Raw genomic sequence first — 21,056 nt, 5'->3', positions numbered from 1 at the left:
GCCTGGCACGGAAACACGCGGCAACACGCGGCAATGCACGGAAGGGGAGCGGTGATGAGGATCCTGGTGGTGGAAGATGAACCGAAGACAGGTGAATACCTGCGCAAGGGCCTGACGGAGTCCTCCTTTGTCGTGGATCTGGCCGTGACGGGCGGCGATGGCCTGCACCAGGCCACGGAGCACGAGTACGACCTGATCATCCTCGACGTGATGCTGCCGGGCATGAACGGCTGGGACCTCCTGCGGCAACTGCGCGAGCGCAAGGACACACCGGTGCTGTTCCTGACCGCGCGCGACGAAGTGGAGGACCGCGTACGCGGCCTGGAGCTGGGCGGCGACGACTACCTCGCCAAGCCTTTCGCGTTCGTGGAACTGCTGGCGCGCGTGCGCACGCTGCTGCGGCGCGGGCCGGTACGCGAAGCCGACCGGATCGAGATCGAAGACCTGGAGATCGACCTCATCCGCCACCGGGTGAACCGCGCCGGGCAACGCATCGACCTGACCCCGCGCGAATTCGCGCTGCTGCACTTCCTGGCCCGGCGTCATGGCGAAGTGTTGAGCCGCACCCAGATCGCCTCCCACGTCTGGGACATGAATTTCGACAGCGACACCAACGTCGTCGATGTGGCCGTGCGCAGGCTGCGTGCCAAGATGGACGATCATTTCGCGCCCAAGCTGATTCACAGCGTGCGCGGGATCGGCTACGTGCTCGAGAAGCGGCAACCGTGAAACGAGCCTATTCGCTGACGACGCGCCTTGCATTGGCCTTCGCGCTGGTCGCGGGCTGTGCCTTCGGGGCCGTGGGCACCTATCTCTATCGCGCGCTGGCCATGCAGATCGTCGAGCGCGACGACGCGGAGCTGATGCGCAAGGCCACGCGCGTGCGCGCGGAGCTGGCCGAGCACCATGTCGCGGGCAACGATCGATGGCGCGAGCTAAGCCGCATCGTGTCCGGGAATGACGAGTTCGCGCTGACAGTGCGGGGGGCGGATGGCAGGGTCCGGGTCACGGCCAATGCCAACGCCGGAACACCGCCCGACTTCCCCTCGCTGGCCATGGCCGCCCCCGTCGACGCCAGCGCGATCCACAGCTGGGTAGGCGCAAACGGTCACACGGTACGCGGCATTCGGTTGATGGCGCGGATACCGGAGGTCGATACGCCGATGCAGGTGGTGGTCTACCAGATGGCGATTTCCCGTATGGCGCTGCTGCGCGCCTATCGCTGGAAACTGGCGCTGGCCACGTTGCTGGGGGCGTTGACGGCGGGCGGCCTCGGGTACGCGGCGCTGCGCGCCGGCATGGCGCCGCTGCGACGCATCGCCGCCGGCACGCACGCGATCACCTTCTCCAGCGCCGACCTCGCCATCGACCCTGCGGAGCTGCCGCTGGAACTCAGGGAACTCGCACTGGCGCTGCAACAGATGATCGCGCGACTGCACGAGGGATACGACCGGCTTTCACAGTTCTCGATGGACCTGGCGCACGACTTCCGCACGCCGATCGGCAACCTGCTCGGCCAGACCCAGGTGACGTTATCGAGCGACCGCTCCACGGAGGAATATCAGGCGCTGCTGGCATCGAACGTCGAAGAGTACGAGCGCCTGGCACGCATGATCGAGAACATGCTGTTCCTGGCTCGCGCGGACAATGCGCGCGTGGCCATGCATTGCACGACGCTCGACCTGGCCGATGAACTGGCCCGGCAGGCCGACTACTTCGAGCTGCTGGCGGAAGCCAGGGAGGTGACGATTCGCGTCGACGCGCACGGCAAGGTATTCGCCGATCCGATGCTGCTGCGGCGTGCGATCGGCAACCTGATCTCGAACGCGGTTCGATACACGCCTGCGGGGGAAGCGATCGTGCTGGTGGGACGCGAGGAGGGCGGGCAGGCGCGCATCGAGGTGTGCAATCCGGGGCCCGGCATCGCGCCCGACCATCTGCCCCGGTTGTTCGACCGATTCTTCCGTGGAGACCCGGCGCGCGCCAATTCGGGGGAATCCTCAGGCATCGGGCTGGCCATCGTGAAGACCATCATGGATCTGCATCATGGCTCGGTGCAGGCGGAGTCGACCCCCGGCAAGGTGACGAGATTCCGCCTGGAGTTTCCCGGGCGGACGCCGGTCGGTCAGGTGTAGAGACGGGTCTTTTTGAGATGGCCTCTTAGACCACGACTGCGACTAGCCCCATCAATCCGAGCCCAAGCGCTGCGAGGGCATCGCCCGCAATCAGGCCACCACCCACCAGCGAGGTCGTACTCATATCTTCCGGCAGGCCAGCGTCTTTCGACGCCGGGGCTGCCCGGCTTTCCGCCACGCTCGCCAGCACGCCGCCAGCCGCCATCCACGCAGCCGCCGGCAGGTTCACAAAACCACCGAACGACGACGCGTACGGCGACGGCAGCACGATGGCATCGAGCAGGAAATCGCAGATCCTCCCGGCGCGGCCGGTCGTGGCAAATCGCCGATAGCATGCCGACCCCAGGATCAGCTTGCGCAGGATTTCGGTCGCAAGGCCGATCCCCAGTCCGATCCACACGGCCAGCCGCTGGTACGGCTTGTCTTCCGTCATGCTGCGCAGCGCGCCAACGATCTTGTAGGTCATGGCCGACGTCCACCGGGCCGGCTGCTGGTCGGCCGGCAGCGTGGTCTGGTCAAGCCACAGCACGGGATAGGCCTGCATGAACAGCCGCGCGAGCAGCACGGCCAGCACCGCGCCCATGATGATGCCGACCACCTGATAGCCGAACTGCACCATGCGATCGGTCCCGAGCCGCCAGCCCGTGGAGCGGTCCTGCTGCATGTCGCAGGCCTCGGCGGTGGAGATCAGCAGCACCGTCGCGGCAATCAGGCCGACATGCGGTTGCCGCAACCCCACGGCCGCCATCAGGATGACCGTGAGCACGAAGGCGGAGGAGATCGGGTTCTGGTCCACCATCCCCACCGAGATACCGTTGACCAGCGCGAACACGAGCACCAGCACCACCGCCATCAGTTGATAGCCGACCGGCTGGCCAAACCACATCGCACCGGTGGCGACCACGGCGGCGCCCCAGAACACGACCCACAACGCGATCCAGCGCATCGGCGGCGATGCGGGGCGCCGGTTGCCGCGAACCGCGTCGCGAACCTTGTTGCCATCCGCGTCGAGCGTTGCGAACGGATCTGCGACCCTGGCTGCGTCGCGATCCCTGCCACCGACCGTGGACGGCAAACCCGACCGCATCTGCCGCCACGCGCGCGCCAGCAGCAGCGACACGTCGACCACCGCCGCGCCCATGATCATCCCCAGCGCGAACAGGAAGGTGATCTTGCGGTACGGATCGCCCGGCGCCAGCCAGCCAATCGACACGAAGTAAGGCGTCAGGGCCCAGCCCGTCAGCCCGCCGACCAGCGCGGCCAGCCCGATCCGGGCGCCGACGATCATGCCGGCGCCGAACGTCGAAGCCGACAAGTCGATGGCGCCCAGGAACGCGATGCGCGTGGCGCCGACGCCCGCCACCACGCCGAGCCCCATGCCACCGGCCAGCCGCGCCACCGACCGCCGCAGCAGCACGGGGTCAGTCAGCGCGCGCAGGATATTCGCCACGGCCAGTCCGGACGGAAACGTCAGTTGCATGCGATCGACCAGCAACGGCGTATACAGCATGCCGACGCCGACGCCATACATGCCGATGCAGAGCATGTAGCCGATCAGCTGCCACAGCGACGGCGCGGCCATGCCCATCCATCCCATCGCCTGGATCACGACGGCCATGCCGCCCATGCCGGCCACGGAAGCCGCCGCAGTCTGGATGTAGTTGGCGCCGTGCCGCCCCGCCGCGCCATAACCGGCGGTCACCGCCGAGCCCAGGATGCCGGCCAGCACCTGCCCGCCCACGAAGAAGCCGAGCGAGAAATTCATATAGGCCGCCGCCACGCCGCCCAGCGGCCCCAGCACGAGCATGCCCGCCGCGCCGAGCAAGGCGTGGTATTGCCAGCTGCCCGGAGCGGGGAGCCAGCGCCAGCGGGGCGCGGGTTGGGTCACGGTGGAGGACATGGGAGCGATCCGGCAACGGTGGCTCGCCGTCGCGAACCTGATCGCAAGCATACGGGAAAGGCTCGCCCGTCAGCGCGATCGTTGCGGCAGATCGCCTCAGGGCAAGAAGCGCGGGAGGCAGGAGGTGTGAGGGGAGATGTGGGAAGCGAGGCGCGGGACGCCGAGCGCCACGCGCCACGCGCCACGCGCCACGCGCCACGCGCCACGCGCGGCAAAAGCGTACCCGTTTCTGCGCGCGCGCCGGAGGCCTGCCGAGCGCCTTTCGAATTCCCCGCCAGCCCTTATGCCATCAGGGCTGGCGCGGGACGGCGCAGCGCGTCCGCGCGTCAAAGCGTACCCGATTCTGCGTGAATCGCCGACTGCGCGATCGCTGCTCGATGACCACGTGATAGCCACGCGAAGCACGTGTGACGATGGCTCGCCGGACCATCGCCGATGCCGGTGGCTGGCCGTCTTCCAGGCCTCGGGCGATCACCCCGCGATCACCCCGCCGCCATCGACCAGTACGGTGCTGCCCGTGCTGAACGGCGTGCCGGCCAGGTAGAGGATCGCGTTGGCGACGTCTTCCGGCTGGCCGACGCGCTTTGCCGGCAGGCTGGCGGCCGCGCCGTCATACATCGACTGGCGCGCGGTGGCATCGAGCTTGTCCCACAGCGGCGTGGCGATCAGCCCCGGCGACACCGTGTTGACGCGCACCGGCGACAGTTCCAGCGCCAGCCCGCGGGCAATCGCCTCCACTGCGGCGTTGATCGCGCCCTGCAGCACCGAGGCCTTGCTCGGCCGCGTGGCGAGGAAGCCGGAGACCAGCGTCAGCGACCCGCCATCGCGAATCTGCACCGCGCGCGCCACGCGATACGCGCCCCAGAACTTGCTGTCGAACGCGGCGTAGGCATCGGCCAGCGGCAGCTTGCGGACCTGCCCGGTCGGCGTCTGCGCGGCGGACACCACCACGTGATCCCACGGCTGGCCGTCGGCGAAGAAGCGCACCACGTCGTCGTCGCGCGTCGTATCGATCTGCGCGCCCTGCACCGTGCCGCGCGCCCCGGCCGAGGCCTCGGCAACGGCGGCGGCAACCTTGTCGGCATTGCGCGAGGCAATGGTCACCTGGGCGCCGTGGGCAGCAAAGGCCTTGGCCGTGGCCAGTCCGATGCCGGAACTGCCACCGACGACGAGCACGCGTGCGGAAGAAAAATCGGGAAACATGGGGACGCTCCTTGTACGGAATCCGGCCGGCAGGCTTGCCAGCCAACACCGACGATTGTGGCCAAATCCGCGCGCCGCATCATCGGGTCCGTGGAGGAATCACTGTTGTCGAGGATTTGATAATCGGGCGCAGGGGAGCCGCATCCTGCGCCCGCCTCGGGGCGCCCGCAGGCCAAACTGGTCGAGCGGCATTTCGGGTCCGGGCATAGAATGTGGCGTCGGTTTGTGCGCCATCCGCCCCGCCGTGCATGGCAACGCTCCGACACTCCCCATTACGCCTCCTTGCTCAGTTGCCCCGCTGTCACGTCATGAAGCCCGCCCTGCTTGTCCTGATCCAGATCGATTCCGACCATCTCGCCCGCATCGGTGAGGCCTACGATATCCGCTACGCCCCAACGTCCGCAGGCCGCGTGGCCGAAGTGGCCACTCACGGCACGCGCTTCCGCGCGGTGCTGACCAACGGTTCCACGGGCCTGTCCGCCGACGAGATCGGCGCCATGCCGGAACTGGAACTGGTCTGCGCGCTGGGCGCCGGGTACGAGAACATCGACATCGCCGCATGCCGCGCGCGCGGCATTGCCGTGGGCAATGGCGCCGGCACCAACGACAGCTGCGTGGCGGACCACGCGATGGCGCTGCTGCTGGCCACGGTGCGCCGCGTGCCGGCGCTGGACCGCGCCACACGCGACGGCATCTGGCGCAACGTGCTGCCGCTGCCGCCCAACCTGTCCGGCAAGCGCTTGGGCATCGTCGGCCTGGGCACCATCGGCCGCCGCATTGCGCAGCGCGGGCAGGGATTTGATCTGGAGATCGGCTATCACAACCGCCGGGCGCGCCCAGACGTGCCGTTCGAGTATTTCGCTGACGTCAAGGCGCTGGCCGAATGGGCGGATTATCTGGTGATCGCCACGCCGGGCGGCGCGGATACGCGCCATCTGGTCGATACCCCGGTGCTGCGCGCACTGGGGCCGAACGGCTTCCTGGTGAATATCGCGCGCGGCAGCGTGGTCAACACGTCGGCGCTGGCCGACGCGCTGCACGCCGGCGAACTCGGTGGCGCGGGGCTCGATGTATACGAAAGCGAGCCGGCGCCGCCGGTGGAATTGTTCGATTGCCCGAACGTCGTGCTGACGCCGCACATGGCCGGCTGGTCGCCGGAAGCCGTGCAGGCCTCGGTCAATCAGTTCATCGAGAACGCCCGCCGCCACTTTGCCGGCGAGCCGCTGTTCGCGCCGGTGAACTGAACGCTGCCTTCGGATGCCGACGGCTGGCCCTTGCGACCGGGCTTGCGGCAATCCGGGCTATCCGGGCCTTCTAGACAGGCCAGCCGCCGCGCGGTCCCGCATTCCGGTAGCCAGCCTCCCGGCGCTTCACGCCGCCGGAAACACCGTCCGCACCCGCAAGCCCGGTGCGGCGTCTTCCAGCGACACATGGGCGCCGTGCGATTGCGCGATCTCGGCCACGATGGCCAGCCCCAGTCCGCTGCCGCCCGTCGGCGCCTCCGGCGCGCGATAGAAGCGGTCGAACACGCGCGCCCGCTCGGTCGCCGGAATGCCCGGGCCGTTGTCCGTGACCTCCAGCGCGACGGCCTTGCCGTCCGCCTGGGGGATCACGTGCACGTCGACGCGGCTCCCGGCCGGGATGTAGCAGAGCGCATTGTCGATAAGGTTGGTCAGCAGGATGCGCAGCGCATCGGCATCACCGCGAATCGTGACGGTCGCCTCGCCTGCCGCCGTGGCCTCGAGCCCGAGGTCGATATCGCGGTCGATGGCCGCCTGCGCCATCTCGGCCACGACTTCCGCGGCCAGCGCGCGCAGGTCCACCGGCTCGTGCGGCGGCGGCGCGGCGCCGGGCTCCTGGCGCGCCAGCGTCAGGAGCTGGGCCACCAGGTGCGTCAGACGCTCCAAGCCGCGCCGGAGCTGGCCCACGGCTTCCTGCCGGGCCTCCGGATTGCCGGCGCGCTCCACCAGTTGCGCCTGCAGTTGCAAGGCAGCCAGCGGCGTGCGCAAGGCGTGGGCCGCGTCGGCAACGAACGCGCGCTGGGTGTCGATCGCCTGCGCCAGCCTCGACAGCAACTGGTTCAGCGCGTGCGAGAGCGGCGCGATCTCATCGGGCATCTGGCGCAGGGCCAGTGGCGCCAGCGTACTGGCATCGCGCGCCTGCACTTCGGCAGCAATCTCGCGCAAGGGCCGCAATCCGCGCCCCACCGCCATCCAGACCAGCCAGCCAAGCAGCGGCAACAGCAGCAGCAGGGGCGCCACCGTACGCAGCGCCATATGCGCGGCCAGCGTGCGACGCGCGCTCAGCGGCTGGGCGATCTGCACCACGGCCGGCCCGAGCTGGACGCTGTAGATGCGCCACTCGCCCGAATCGGTCCGCACATCGGAAAAGCCCAGTTCCGCGCGCGGCGGCAACACGGGATGCGCATGCGACAGATACAGGCTGCGGCCGGAGCCGTCCCAGATATGGATGACGACGTCCTCGTCGGCATGCAGCAGGTCCGCGTTGGCGCCTCCGCTGCCGGCATCGAACGGCGGGGGCGCCACGGGATTCGAGAACTGGCTCGGCAGCGCAGCCGCCACCTGCTTCATCTGGTAGTCGAACAGCGCGTTGGCTTCCTGCCGGGCCTGCGCGTAGATCAGCCCGGTGGCCACAGCGATGCCCGCCGCCAGCCCCGCGGCCAGCCACCACAGCAACGTACGTTGAATCGATCGCATCAGTCCGGCGTCCCCTCGGCGCTGCTGGCCGCCTGGTCGTCGAGTTGCGGCATCACGTAGCCGACCCCCCGGATGTTGCGGATCAGCGCGGCCCCGAACTTGCGGCGCAGCGCGTGGATATAGACCTCGACGGTATTGCTGCCCACCTCGTCATCCCAGCCGTAAAGCCGCTCCTGCAACTGCGCGACGGACCAGACCTTGCCGGGGCGCGCCATCAGCGCCGAGAGCAGCGCGAACTCGCGCGCCGACAGGCGAATCGCCGTGCCCTGCCGGGTGGCCTCGCGCGTGGCGGGGTTCAGCACGATGTCGCCATAGCGCAGCACCGGCTCGGCGCGGCCCTCGGCGCGGCGGGCCAGCGCGTGCATCCGTGCGGCCAGTTCCTGCAGGTCGAACGGCTTGATCAGATAGTCGTCGGCGCCCGCGTTCAGGCCGGCCACGCGGTCCGCCACCGCGTCGCGCGCGGTGAGGATGAGCACCGGGGTGCGCACGTTGCGCGCGCGCATGGCGCGCAGGACATCCAGCCCCGAGCGTCGCGGCAAGCCGAGGTCCAGCAGGACCAGATCGTAGCCGCCATCGGCGCGCGGACCGTGCTGGTCCGATGCGGCATCCAGCCCGGCGTCGCCATCGCGCACCCAGTCCACGGTAAAGCCTTCCTGGCGCAGCGCAACCTTCACGCTCTCGCCAATCATGGCGTCGTCTTCCACCAGCAGTACACGCATGTCGTTCAGGAATGGGGCGTCGCGGCGTGACGCATATCGTCGTCGAGCCGGTCCGCCAGCGCGCGGGCCAGGCCCGGCAGCGCGGGGTAGTCGGCCGTGATCACGAAGACCGGGATGTCGGCCAGGTAGTTGCCCATGCGGCCCTTGGCGGCAAAGCGTTCGCCGAAAGGCGAGGCGCGCACCGCATCGACAAAGCGCGGCACGATGCCGCCGCCGATATAGACGCCACCCCGGGCACCGAGGACCAGCGCCACGTCCGCCGCCACCGATCCCAGCAGGCCGCAGAACGCGTCAAACGCGCGCCGGCACAAGGGGTCGCCGGTCTGAATGGCCCCCTCGGTAACCTGCGCCGGCGTGAGGGGGTCGGGCAAAAGCGTACCCGTTTCTGCGGCCAGCGCGGCATGGATATGAGACAGGCCCATGCCCGACAGCAGCCGTTCGGCAGACACCCGGCCCAGTGACTTGTGGGCCGCGTGCCAGGCAATCCATTCGTCATCCGTGACCGGCATGACCTCGATGTGCCCGCCCTCGCCCGCCAATGCCACGGCGGCGCCGCCCGGCGCGAGAATCAGGCCCGAGACGCCCAGCCCCGTGCCCGGCCCGATCAGGGCACGCGGCGCCGTGGGCACCACCGTGCCTGCACGCACCTGCACCAGCCCTGCGGCGGGCAGGTGCGGCAGCGCCAGTGCCAGCGACGTGAAATCGTTGATGGCCACCAGCGTGTCGAGTTGCAGCGCCTGCCGCATGGCTTCGATCGAGAACGCCCAGTTGTGGTTGGTCAGCTTGACGTGGTCGCCGGTGACCGGGTTGGCCAGGCCGATCGAGGCGTGGCGCGGCAGCGGTCCGCCAATGCCCTGCAGGTGGTGCCGCATCGCGGCCTCCAGCGACGGGAAGTCCGCCACCTTGAGCGCGTTGACGTCGCCGATCTGCATTGGCGCGGTCTCCAGCGCCAGGCGCACGTTGGTGCCGCCCACGTCGGCGAGCAAACGGGGATAGGAGGATGCCGGTTGCGTAGCGTGACGAGCCTTGGCCATGGGTCAGGTCCGGAAAATATCCACGCCATGACGATGCCGGGCCAGCACCAGGCTGACGGGCAGCGCCGGCGTGGGCGCCTCCAGCGCACGCGCGAGGACTTCAGCCTTCTTCTCGCCGGCAATCGCCAGGAACGTGCGCTCCGCAGCCAGCAGGGCCGCCAGGTTCAGCGTGATGCGCGCATGCGGCGCGCTGGAAGGATGGGTGATGAGGTAGCCGGGGTTCGGGTCGGAGAGCGCCGTCTGCAGTTCCGGCGCATCGGCAAACAGGGACGCCGTGTGACCGTCCTCGCCCATGCCGAGCACCACCACGTCCGGCTGCTGGAAACGCTCGTTGAGCCGCGCGACGGCGCGCAGCGGCTGCGTGGCCTCGGCCGCGTCCTGGATCAGCGGCACCCATGCGGCGACGCCCGCCGCTTCCCGCAGCAGGCTGTTGCGCACCAGCGCGCCATTGCTGGCCGCGTCGTCCGGCGGGACAACGCGTTCGTCGACCAGCGTCACGGTCACCGCTTCCCAGCGGATCGGCCGGTAGCGCAGGCGCTCGAACATCGGCACGGGCGATCGCCCGCCCGATACGGCCAGCACGGCCCAGCCCTTGGCCTGGATCACGAGGTCCAGCGCATGGCTGACGGAAATCGCCAGCGATTCGGCCTGGTCCATCACGGAGGCGTGTTCGAATTGCCGCATGGCGGGTTCCTTTGGTCGGGGTTGTCGGAGTGTCGGGTGGTCGGGGCTGCCGCGAATCAGACCTCTTCGTGCCAGAGCGCGCCGTCGCGCGACATCAGCGCCGAGGAGGCCGCCGGCCCCCAGGTGCCCGCCGTATACGGCTTGGGCGGCACGGTGCTCTCGCCCCAGGTGTCGATGATCGGCTCCACCCAGCGCCAGGCCTGCACCTGCTCATCGCGCCGCACGAACAAACCCAGGCGGCCGCGAATCACGTCCAGCAGCAGGCGTTCATACGCCCCCGCGCGGCGGACCTTGAACGAGTTGGCGAAGTCGAGATCGAGCGAGGTGGGCGTCAGCTCCAGCGTGTCGCCAGGCTGCTTGACCAGGAAGTAGAGCCGGATGCTTTCCTCGGGCTGCAGCTGGATCACCAGCCGGTTCTGCGGCGACAGGGTGAGCGGCTTGGGAAAGATGGCGTGTGGCACATCGCGGAAGTGGATGACGATTTCGGCCACGCGCGACTGCATGCGCTTGCCGGTGCGCAGGTAGAACGGCACGCCTTCCCAGCGCCAGTTGGCGATCTCGGCCTTGATGGCGACGAAGGTTTCGGTCCGGCTGTCGGACGCGATGCCCTGCTCGTCCAGATAGCCCGGCACCGGCTTGCCACCGACCGCGCCGGCGCGATACTGGCCGCGCACGGTCTTCTCGGCCACGTCCTGCGGCGTGATGGGCTTGAGCGCCTTGAGGATCTTGATCTTCTCGTCGCGGATGGCGTCTTCGGACAGGCTGGCCGGGGGCTCCATCGCCACCATGCACAGCAGCTGCACCAGGTGGTTCTGCACCATGTCGCGCAGCGCGCCCGTGCGGTCGTAGAAGTCGCCGCGCGTTTCGACGCCAAGCTCCTCGGCGATGGTGATCTGCACGTCCTGCACCCATTCGCGGCGCCACAGCGGCTCGAACAGCGCGTTGCCGAAGCGGATCGCCATCAGGTTCTGGACCGATTCCTTGCCCAGATAGTGGTCGATCCGGTAGATCTGGTCCTCGGCGAAGTATTGCGCCACGGCGGCGTTGATCGCCTCGGACGACTCGAGGTCGTGGCCCAGCGGTTTTTCCAGGACCACGCGCACGTTGGGGGTGTTCAGGCCGGTGCGCGCCAGTTGCTCGCAGATCGGCACGAAGATGTGCGGGGCGGTGGCCAGGTAGCAGACCACGACCTCCGGCTTGCGGGAGAGCACCTTCTCGGCCAGCGCGTCGAAGTGCGCAGGCTGGCGTGCATCGGCCTGCACGTAGCAGATGCGCGCGAGAAAGGATGCCCAGGCTTCCGGCGGCGCATGCTCCAGGGCCGGCCGCACGGTATCTTCCAGCGTGGCGATGTACTGCTCGGTGGTCTGCGCGTGGCTGCCGGTGGCCAGGATACGCGCGGACGGGTGCAGGATGCCCGCGCGATGCGCGTCAAAGAGGGACGGCAGCAGCTTGCGCCGCGCCAGGTCACCGGTGCCACCAAACAGCACCATGTCGAAATCGGGCATGCTCACCCTGGGCTCCTTGCGGGGATGTGGGAGCGCCCCCCGGGGCGGCGCATTTGTTCCGGCCATGTTACGTCACTCGCTGCCGCTTGGGCAGGGGAAGGTGCCGCAAATGATGCGGCGGCGCGGTGGCAAAAGCGGCCCACGGCACCACGATGCGGCGCGCAGCGTACCCGTTTCTGCGTGGATCCGAAGCGCCATCGGCCGGCGCACACGCGTGCGGCTTTTGCCACAATCCGCCGCGACTCACGACGAGGCCGCCGCGCGGATCGCCATGTCTCGGGGCGCCGGAACATCCCCGTCCGCCATCGATCCCACTGGTATTCGCCGACGTCGACGACGCCCGCCGCAGGCCCCGCCACCGGTGCGCTGGCGGTCACGCAGCGGAGAATTTTCGGCTACGCTGATAGCGCCCTACAGGAGAACTCCATGCCACGTCACCCAGTCCTTGAACGGGTCACGGCCCGCATCGTGTCCCGCAGCGCGGCCACGCGGCAGGCTTACCTCGACCGCACCCGTGCCATGGCCGGCCAGAAGGTCGAACGCGCCAATCTGTCGTGTACCAACCTCGCCCACGCCGTGGCGGCCATGCCCGAGGACGCCAAGATCCGGCTCAAGGCGCAGGCGCGGCCCAACCTGGCCATCGTGTCCGCCTACAACGACATGCTGTCCGCGCACCAGCCACTGGCCGTGTTCCCGCAATGGCTCAAGGAAGCCGCGCTGGAAGCCGGCGGCACCGCGCAGTTCGCGGGGGGCACGCCAGCGATGTGCGATGGCGTGACGCAGGGCCAGGATGGCATGGACCTGTCGCTGTTCTCGCGCGACGTGATTGCGATGGCGACCGCGGTGGCGCTGTCGCACCAGATGTTCGACGGCGCGCTGTACCTCGGGGTGTGCGACAAGATCGTGCCCGGGCTGGTGATGGGCGCGCTGTCGTTCGGCCACCTGCCGGCCGTGTTCGTGCCGGGCGGCCCGATGACCACGGGCATGGGCAACGAGGAAAAGGCCCATATCCGCCAGCTCTACGCCGAAGGCAAGATCGGCCGCGAGGAACTGCTGGAGGCCGAGACCCGGTCGTACCACGGCCCCGGCACCTGTACGTTCTACGGCACGGCCAACTCGAACCAGATGCTGATGGAGATCATGGGCCTGCACCTGCCGGGCACCGCCTTCGTCAACCCGAATACGCCGCTGCGCGAGGCGCTGACGCGTGAATCCGCCCGCCAGGCGTTGCGTCTGGTGCATGGCGGCGACCGGTATACCCCGATTGCCGATGTGCTCGACGAGCGCGCGTTTGTCAACGGGGTCGTCGGCCTGGTGGCGACGGGCGGCTCCACCAACCATACGCTGCACCTGATCGCGATGGCACGCGTGGCGGGCATCCAGCTCACGTGGGACGACTTCGACGAGCTGTCCGCCGTGGTGCCGCTGCTGGCGCGCGTGTATCCCAACGGCCGCGCGGACGTGAACCAGTTCCAGGCGGCGGGCGGACTGCCCGTGGTGATCCGCGGGCTGCTGTCGCTGGGACTGCTGCATGACGACGTGACCACGGTCGTGGGTCGCGGCCTCGGCGACTACACACGCGAACCGGTGCTGCGCGAGGGCCAGCTGACGTGGATCGACGGCCCCGCGACCACGCTGGACGACACCATCGTCCGCGCCGCGGACCAGCCGTTTGCGGCGGATGGCGGCATCAAGCTGCTCGCCGGCAACCTCGGGCGCTGCGTCATCAAGACCTCGGCGGTCAAACCCGAGCATCAGGTCGTGGAGGCGCCGGCCATCGTGTTCCATCGACAGGACGACCTGCTGGCCGCCTTCAAGCGCGGCGAGCTCGAGCGCGATTTCGTGGCCGTGCTGCCGTGGCAGGGCCCGGCATCATGCGGCATGCCGGAGTTGCACAAGCTCACACCCACGCTGACGCTGTTGCAGGATCGCGGCTTTCACGTGGCGATGGTGACGGACGGGCGCATGTCGGGCGCATCGGGCAAGGTGCCCGCGGCGATCCACGTGTGCCCGGAGGCACTGACCGGCGGCGATATCGGCAAGGTGCGCACCGGCGACATCGTCCGCGTGGACGCGCCGGCGGGCGTGCTGACCGTCAAGGTGGACCCGGCGGAATGGGCCGCGCGACCCATCGAGCGGCCCGACCTGACGGCCAACCGGCACGGCGTGGGCCGCGACCTGTTCGGGGGGTTCCGCGCGCATGTGAGCACGGCCGAGACCGGCGCGTGCTCATTGTTTGCCGAGGAAAGCTGATCAGCCCAGCTAGCGCGGCGGTGCCCTGCGGGCGTCCCGGGCGTCGGCCTCGCTGTGGCTGAGCAGCTCCGCATTGCGAAGGAGTGCCACCCGTCACAGCCCGTCAATCCGCCAAAGCGTACCCGTTTCTGCGTGGAACGTTGACCTGCATGGCCGGCATCCGGCGCGGCGACGGCATCACTCCGTCGGCCAGGCCGTTCCCCGTGCCGCGCATGCGCGCAGCCTTTACAGCATGGGAAACGCGCAGGCGGAAATGCCTGCGCTTACCGTCCGGCGCCTGACGATGCCGAGGGAATCGTCGCGACGCGGCCTGCGCGCCATTGGCCTGGCGTCGCGCCATAGACGGCGCGAAAGCGGTTGTTGAAGTGGCTGGGCGACGCGAATCCCGCCTGGGCCGCAACCTGCTGCAGCGACAGTCGCACATCGCCAAGCATCGACTGCGCGCGCTCCAGCCGGGCGCGCAGCACCCACGCGTGCGGCGGCATGCCAAACGAGACGCGGAACATGCGCGCGAAGTGAAATTCGGAAAGGTCTGCCAGCGCGGCCAGCTCTCCCAGCGTCGGGTTGCTGGCCGGATGGGCGTGGATCCAGTCGGCCACGCGGCGGCGCACGGCGGTGGACAGCCCGCCGCGCCAGTCGGTCAGTGGCTTGCGCGCGCCATGCGAGCGCAGCAGATGCGTCACGGCCTCATGCGCCATCGCATTGCCGACCATGCGCGCATCCGGATCGCGCCAGTCGAGCGCCACCAGCCTGCGGCTCAGCGCGACGAGCGTATCGTCTTCGGCAAACAGGCGGTCCTGCAACTGCAACGCCCGAGGCTCCGTATCGAGCACGCGCACGCAATGCCAGGCCAGGTGCTCCGGCTGGAAGTAGAGATGCAGGAAGCGCTGAGTGCCGCCCACATGCCAGCGCGACTCATGCTCGGCGGGCAACAGGCAGACGCGGTCCGGCGCGCCCTTGCGGTCGGGGGCATCGCGGCGATACGTCGAATAGCCGCCCTCGAGGTAGACCGACATCGTATGGTGACCCGGACGCGCGTAGGCGGTGTCGTCGTGGCGGTTGCGCCAGAGCGCGAGGCCCAGGCCATCGCCCAGTGCGCACGCGCGCTCCAGCGACGCACGCGACTGCGTGAGTGCGGAGAACACGGCATTGCCGTCGAGGGGCGTGGAGGCGTCCGGCATGGCGGGACTATAGCGCGACTGCCGTGCGAACGTGGGCAATGCGGCGGGCAATGCGGCAGGCGATTTGGGGGGCGATGTGGGGGACGATGTGGGGAGCAATGCGGGCACGCGGATCGCACGCAGAAACGGGTACGCTCCGGTCTGAGAAAAAGGCGGCCAGGCCGCCCCTTCCTCCACGCGGACAGGTCCGACGCACGTCAGCGCGCTTGCGCGGGATGGTCATGGAGGCGGTCTCGCGTGGCCAGCGCCGGGAACAGCCGCATCCACGCGGCCACCACCAGCAGCGTGCCCGCGCCGCCCAGCATCACCGCCCCCACGGGGCCGAGAAACGCGGCGGTGACGCCGGATTCGAATTCGCCGAGCTGGTTGGACGCGCCGATAAAAACCGAGTTGACGGCGCCAACCCGGCCTCGCATGTCATCGGGGGTATCGAGCTGCACCAGCGTCTGGCGCACGACCACGCTGATCATGTCCGAGGCGCCCAGCACCACCAGCGCGCCCATCGACAGCGGCAACCAATGCGAAATGCCAAACACCATCGTCGCCGCGCCGAAGAGGGCCACCGCGCCGAACATCACGCGGCCCACGCGCCGGTTGAGCGGATGCCGGGCCAGCCAGAGCGCCGTGACCAGCGCACCGATGGCCGGCGCCGAGCGCAGCAGGCCCAGGCCCCACGGGCCGGTATGGAGGATGTCGCGCGCATAGATCGGCAGCAGCGCGGTGGCACCGCCCAGCAGCACCGCGAACAGATCCAGCGACACCGCGCCCAGCAGCACCTGGTGGCTGCGGATATAGGTAAAGCCGGCAAACAACGTCTTGAGGCTGACCGGCGTAGTCAGGCGCTGGGCGGCCTGGCGCAGCTTGAGCGTCGCCACCAGGATCGCGGCGATGGCGAACAGCGCGGCGCTGATCGAATAGACCACGCCCGGCCCGGCCACGTAGGCAAACCCGCCCAGCGCCGGTCCGATGATGATGGCGGTCTGCCCGGCCGAACTCGACAACGCCACGGCACGCGGCAACTGGCGCGGGGTCACCACGCTCGGCAGCAACGCCTGCAGCGTGGGGGTCTCGAAGGCACGGCATGCGCCGATCAGCGCCACGAAGACAAAGATGTGCTCGCGGGTGACCCAGCCCGAGAAGCTGGCCACGGCCATCGCCACGGCAATCACGGCCTCCAGCGCCTGGCATGTGCGCACGATCAGCCGGCGATCGAAGCGGTCCGCCACGTGACCGGACATCAGCAGCAGCACGATCGAGGGCAGGAACTGCACCAGCCCGACCATGCCGAGCATGAAGGCGTCGCGCGTCAGGTCGTACATCTGCCACCCCACCGCCACCGTGAAGATCTGGTACCCGATGGTCGTGCACAGGCGGGCGAACCAGAAATGCCGGAAGGCAGGATCGCGGAAAACGGTGTCCGGCTCGGCGGCCGGCAGCGGTGTGGCGGTGGACATGGGGCGTATGGGTGCGTCACGACACGCACGATGAGCAGGACGGGAGGCCAAAAATGCCTCTTTAGTCATATGACGACGGCAAACGGAGCCGCGTCAGACTGTCCGAAGGCGCCCGGGACAAGCGTCCTCAGGCAAAGCAGGGAATTTTAGCCGAGCCCGTGCCCGGGCGGCGGCGCCTCCATGTATCTAAGTTGATGCATGAATACCACAGGTCAGACACAAATTTGATCCAGTCAGATGTTTTTGCGAATCATTCGTATTTATAATCCGCACCCTCGGTAGATCGAATTGTTGATTCGTACACCAAAAAACACTTGTTGCTGGCTTTCCTGGATTCCTGATCGTGCTGCCCGCTTTCCGTCTGACCCTCGGCGCCACCGGCGTCGCCCTGCTCTGCCTCTCCATTCCCGCCGCGGCCCAAACCGCAACCCCTGCCGCCGGAGACACTCCGGCGCCTGCCTCCGCACCGGCTGCGGCTCCGGCTTCCGGCACCACCCTCAACGCGGTGACCGTCGTCGGCAACTGGCTGGAAGCACCCAATGAGGAAAAGGTTCTTGAGCATCCGGGCGCACGCACGATTGTCGACCGCGAAGCGATCACCGAGACGGGCGCCAACAACGTGCGCGACATCCTGCGCCGCGTACCGGGCGTGCAAGTGCAGGAAAGCAACGGCACTGGCGGCAGCGATATCTCGCTGAACGTGGGCGTGCGCGGGCTGACGTCGCGCCTGTCGCCGCGTTCGACAATCCTGATGGACGGCGTGCCGCTGGCGGTGGCCCCCTACGGCCAGCCGCAACTCTCGATGGCACCGCTGTCGCTGGGCAACCTGGAGGCGATCGACGTGGTGCGCGGCGCCGGTTCCGTGCGCTACGGTCCGCAGAACGTGGGCGGCATCATCAACTTCGTATCGCGCCCGATTCCGAAGACGTTCGCGGCCGACGCCTCCATCGAAACCGACATCTACAGCCACGGCGGCAATGCCAAGGCCAACCCGACGGCATTCATCGGCGGCACCAACGAACAGGGCCTCGGCGGCGCGCTGCTGTATTCGGGCGTGCATGGCAACGGCTACCGCGAGAGCAATGACTACGTCGATATCGACGACCTGATGCTCAAGGGCGGCCTGCGGATCTCCAAGACCGACGAGATCTCGGCGGCCTTCCACTACTACGAGGCGCACGCCGGCATGCCGGGCGGCCTGACCAGCGCGCAATATGCGGCCAACCCGTTCCAGTCGACGCGCCCGTATGACGACTTCTCCGGCCGCCGCTCGGATATTTCGCTCAAGTATTCGCATAACGACGCCAACCGCAAGTTCGAGGTGCTGACGTACTACACGGACAGCTTCCGTGGCAGCACCATCGAGCAGCAGGGCACGGGTGCCCAGGCCGCGCAACGTCGCCTGACCACGGCACCGCGCAATTACCACGTGTTCGCCATCGAGCCGCGCTACTCGCAACTGTTCCGCACCGGCAGCATCAGCAACGAAGTGAGCGTCGGCTACCGTTACCTGCGCGAGTCCAGCGACGAACAAGCCACGCGCACCGCGTTCTACACGCCGGGCACGGTCTTCGCGCCCGACCTGTCCGCACCGGTGTATCAGTGGCGCACGGGCGGCACCACGGCCAATGCGGTGTACATCGACGACACCATCAATATCGGCAACTGGACGATCACGCCGGGCCTGCGCTACGAATTCATCCGCTCCAACCTGACCGACCGGTTCACCAATGTGCGGACGGACGTGTCGTCCAACGAGCCGCTGCCGTCGGTGTCGGTGATGTACCACATCACCGACAAGTGGACCGCTTTCGCCAACGCCGGCGTGTCGTTCGGCCCGCTGCAGTACTTCCAGATCGCGTCGACCACCAACGGCCTGACGCCGGAAAAAGCCAAGACATATGAGGTCGGCACCCACTTCGACAGCATCAATGGCTTTGGCGGCGAACTGACGCTGTTCAACATCGACTTCGACGACGAGCTGCAACTGCGCGGCGGCACGGGTGGCGCGCCGGACGCATGGACGAACCTGGGCGCGACCACGCACCGGGGTATCGAGTCGGCGCTGCGCTATGACTTTGGCGCACTGTCGACGACGCTGGCCGGCCTGTCGGCGTACGCCACGTACACCTTCACGGATGCCTACTACCAGCAGGGCAGCTTCGCCGGCCGCGACCTGCCGTTCTACTCGCGCCACGTGGCCACGCTGGGCATGCGCTATGCGCGCAACCGCTGGTCGGTCAATGTCGATGGCTTCGCGCAATCGAAGCAGCGTTCGCCGGGCGATCCAGCCAGCTCAACGACGTACCAGACCGCGGAGTCCGCGAACGGCGCGCTGGGCGACATCCCCGGCTACGCGCTGATGAACATGCGTTTCGGCTACGACTTCGGCAAGTCGGCGCAGAACCTGAAGCTGGCCGTCGGCGTCAAGAACGTGTTCGACCGCCGCTACTTCACGCGATCGACCGACAACAACTCGGGCAAGTACGTGGGCCAGCCGCGCACGTTCTATATCCAGGCGTCGCTGGCGTACTGATGGCGGCGGCGGGGGACGGCGACGTCCTCCTCCAACACGCAGGGAGGCCGGCAAGCCCGCAACCAGAGTGCTGGAAAAGAAAACGGCCCGCAGTGTGAACTGCGGGCCGTCTTGCTTTCTGGCGGTGCCTCGGATCAGACGATCTCGCGCGTCTCCAGGAACTGCAGGTTCGGGAAGCGCTCCTGCGTCAGGCGCAGGTTCACCATGCTCGGCGCCAGGTACACGTGGTCGCCCGCGCCATCCAGCGCGACGTTGTGGCCGGCCTTTTCGATCAGCTTCTCGATCTCTGCCGAATCGCCCTTCAGCCAGCGGGCCGTGGCGCATTCGTGCGATTCGAAAATGGCGTCCACGCCGTATTCATGCTCCAGCCGGTGGGCCACCACATCGAACTGCAGGATACCCACGGCGCCCAGCACCAGATCGTTGGACGCGAGGGGACGGAACATCTGCGTGGCGCCCTCTTCCGCCAGCTGCTGCAAACCCTTCTGCAGCTGCTTGACCTTGAGCGGGTTGTTCAGGCGTGCGCGGCGGAAGAACTCGGGCGCGAATGACGGAATGCCCGTGAACTTGAGCGATTCGCCTTCGGTAAAGACATCGCCCAGGCGGATCGTGCCGTGGTTGGGCACGCCGATGATGTCCCCGGCGTACGCCTCTTCGGTCGTGTTGCGGTCCTGCGCCATGAAGGTGATGGCGTTGTTGATCGCCACGGTCTTGCCGGCCGACACGTGCAGCAGCTTCATGCCGCGGTCAAACTTGCCGGAGCACACGCGCACGAACGCAATGCGGTCACGGTGGCGCGGGTCCATATTGGCCTGGATCTTGAACACGAAGCCCGTGAACTTGGGCTCCTGCGGCTCCACCACGCGCGTATCCGTCTGCCGTGCCAGCGGCGGCGGCGACAGCTCGCACAGCGCGTCGAGCATCGACTGCACGCCGAAGTTGTTGATGGCCGAGCCGAAGTAGACCGGCGTCTGCTTGCCGGACAGGAACGCCTCCTTGTCGAACGTATGCGAGGCACCACGCACGAGTTCGATCTCCACGCGCAGCTCGTCGGCCTGGCTGCCCAGCATGCGGTCGAGTTCCGGATTGTCCAGCCCGTCGAGGATGGCGGCCGTGCCCTTCTCGCCCTTCGGGTCGAACAGCTGCACCTTGTCGTCGATCAGGTGATACACGCCGCGGAACGCCTTGCCCATGCCGATTGGCCACGTCATCGGTGCGCACTGGATCTTCAGCACGTCCTCGATTTCATCGAGCAACTCGATCGGCGAGCGACCTTCGCGGTCCAGCTTGTTGATGAACGTCAGGATCGGCGTGTCGCGCAGGCGGCACACGTTCAGCAGCTTGATGGTCTGCGCTTCCACGCCGTTGACGGAGTCGATCACCATCACCGCGGAGTCCACGGCCGTCAGCGTCCGGTACGTATCCTCGGAAAAATCCTCGTGGCCCGGTGTGTCGAGCAGGTTGACGATGTTCTCGGGGACGTCCGGGCGCCGGCGGTACGGGAACTGCATCACCGACGACGTCACCGAAATGCCGCGCTGCTTTTCCAGCTCCATCCAGTCGGACGTGGCGTGGCGGTCGGCCTTGCGCGCGCGGACTTCGCCGGCAACCTGGATCGCGCCGCCGAACCACAGCAGCTTTTCGGTCAGGGTGGTCTTACCCGCGTCGGGGTGGGAGATGATGGCGAAGGTGCGACGACGCGAAATTTCGGAAACGAGCGAGCTCACGGCAGCGG

The 21,056-nt window shown here is 68.1% G+C and carries 15 protein-coding genes; 5 read left to right on the top strand and 10 right to left on the bottom strand.

Annotated features, from left to right (window positions below; genetic code table 11):
• Window positions 1-54: 54 nt before the first annotated feature.
• Both BLR29_RS21770 and BLR29_RS21765 read left to right on the top strand, forming a co-directional pair.
• Window positions 55-729: a heavy metal response regulator transcription factor gene (locus tag BLR29_RS21770; RefSeq protein WP_092139455.1), complete on the top strand. Its 675-nt coding sequence runs from the start codon at window positions 55-57 to the stop codon at window positions 727-729.
• Window positions 726-2,135: a heavy metal sensor histidine kinase gene (locus BLR29_RS21765; protein ID WP_092139453.1), complete on the top strand. Its 1,410-nt coding sequence runs from the start codon at window positions 726-728 to the stop codon at window positions 2,133-2,135. Before BLR29_RS21770 ends, BLR29_RS21765 begins: the two co-directional genes overlap by 4 nt.
• A 25-nt stretch (window positions 2,136-2,160) precedes the next feature.
• Here the strand turns inward: BLR29_RS21765 and BLR29_RS21760 are convergent, their stop codons facing one another.
• Window positions 2,161-4,035 carry an OPT/YSL family transporter gene (locus BLR29_RS21760; RefSeq protein WP_092139452.1) on the bottom strand — a complete coding sequence of 625 codons (1,875 nt, stop codon included), beginning with the start codon at window positions 4,033-4,035 and terminating at the stop codon, window positions 2,161-2,163.
• Window positions 4,036-4,506: 471 nt separating this feature from the next.
• Window positions 4,507-5,238, bottom strand: a complete 732-nt coding sequence (locus BLR29_RS21755) for an SDR family oxidoreductase (protein WP_092139450.1) — start codon at window positions 5,236-5,238, stop codon at window positions 4,507-4,509.
• Window positions 5,239-5,546: 308 nt separating this feature from the next.
• Between BLR29_RS21755 and BLR29_RS21750 the strand changes: the two genes are divergently transcribed.
• Window positions 5,547-6,482 (top strand): 2-hydroxyacid dehydrogenase, encoded by a 936-nt coding sequence (locus BLR29_RS21750; protein ID WP_092139448.1) that lies wholly within the window; start codon window positions 5,547-5,549, stop codon window positions 6,480-6,482.
• Window positions 6,483-6,608: 126 nt separating this feature from the next.
• Here the strand turns inward: BLR29_RS21750 and BLR29_RS21745 are convergent, their stop codons facing one another.
• From BLR29_RS21745 to zwf, 5 genes are read right to left on the bottom strand one after another with little or no spacing between them, the layout of a single operon-like run.
• Window positions 6,609-7,955 (bottom strand): sensor histidine kinase, encoded by a 1,347-nt coding sequence (locus tag BLR29_RS21745; protein ID WP_092139446.1) that lies wholly within the window; start codon window positions 7,953-7,955, stop codon window positions 6,609-6,611.
• Window positions 7,955-8,674 carry a response regulator transcription factor gene (locus tag BLR29_RS21740; RefSeq protein ID WP_092139445.1) on the bottom strand — a complete coding sequence of 240 codons (720 nt, stop codon included), beginning with the start codon at window positions 8,672-8,674 and terminating at the stop codon, window positions 7,955-7,957. Before BLR29_RS21740 ends, BLR29_RS21745 begins: the two co-directional genes overlap by 1 nt.
• 5 nt (window positions 8,675-8,679) lie before the next feature.
• The gene (locus tag BLR29_RS21735; RefSeq protein WP_092139443.1) at window positions 8,680-9,708 is read right to left on the bottom strand and encodes a glucokinase; all 1,029 of its coding nucleotides are present in this window, start codon (window positions 9,706-9,708) and stop codon (window positions 8,680-8,682) included.
• A 3-nt stretch (window positions 9,709-9,711) separates the two neighbouring features.
• The gene (pgl, locus tag BLR29_RS21730) at window positions 9,712-10,392 is read right to left on the bottom strand and encodes a 6-phosphogluconolactonase (protein WP_092139441.1); all 681 of its coding nucleotides are present in this window, start codon (window positions 10,390-10,392) and stop codon (window positions 9,712-9,714) included.
• Window positions 10,393-10,448: 56 nt separating this feature from the next.
• Entirely contained in the window at window positions 10,449-11,897 is a 1,449-nt protein-coding gene (gene zwf, locus BLR29_RS21725) for a glucose-6-phosphate dehydrogenase (RefSeq protein WP_092139439.1), read from the bottom strand.
• A 426-nt stretch (window positions 11,898-12,323) separates the two neighbouring features.
• Here zwf and edd point away from each other — a divergent pair, with 426 nt between their 5' ends.
• A complete protein-coding gene (gene edd, locus BLR29_RS21720; protein WP_092139437.1) occupies window positions 12,324-14,150 on the top strand; it encodes a phosphogluconate dehydratase in 1,827 nt (608 codons plus the stop codon).
• 263 nt (window positions 14,151-14,413) lie between these two features.
• Here the strand turns inward: edd and BLR29_RS21715 are convergent, their stop codons facing one another.
• Window positions 14,414-15,331 (bottom strand): AraC family transcriptional regulator, encoded by a 918-nt coding sequence (locus tag BLR29_RS21715; protein ID WP_092139435.1) that lies wholly within the window; start codon window positions 15,329-15,331, stop codon window positions 14,414-14,416.
• A gap of 197 nt (window positions 15,332-15,528) precedes the next feature.
• Window positions 15,529-16,785 carry an MFS transporter gene (locus BLR29_RS21710; RefSeq protein WP_092139433.1) on the bottom strand — a complete coding sequence of 419 codons (1,257 nt, stop codon included), beginning with the start codon at window positions 16,783-16,785 and terminating at the stop codon, window positions 15,529-15,531.
• Between the two features lie 343 nt (window positions 16,786-17,128).
• Between BLR29_RS21710 and BLR29_RS21705 the strand changes: the two genes are divergently transcribed.
• Window positions 17,129-19,321: a TonB-dependent receptor family protein gene (locus BLR29_RS21705; RefSeq protein WP_092139431.1), complete on the top strand. Its 2,193-nt coding sequence runs from the start codon at window positions 17,129-17,131 to the stop codon at window positions 19,319-19,321.
• 134 nt (window positions 19,322-19,455) lie between these two features.
• On the opposite strand, the gene BLR29_RS21700 is transcribed toward BLR29_RS21705, so the two are convergent.
• The gene (locus BLR29_RS21700; protein WP_092139429.1) at window positions 19,456-21,048 is read right to left on the bottom strand and encodes a peptide chain release factor 3; all 1,593 of its coding nucleotides are present in this window, start codon (window positions 21,046-21,048) and stop codon (window positions 19,456-19,458) included.
• Between the last annotated feature and the right edge of the window lie 8 nt (window positions 21,049-21,056).

This window comes from Cupriavidus sp. YR651, assembly GCF_900101625.1.
Classification (GTDB): domain Bacteria; phylum Pseudomonadota; class Gammaproteobacteria; order Burkholderiales; family Burkholderiaceae; genus Cupriavidus.
Note: the sequence above shows the minus strand (reverse complement) of the source record. Positions and strands in the feature narration are given on the sequence as shown.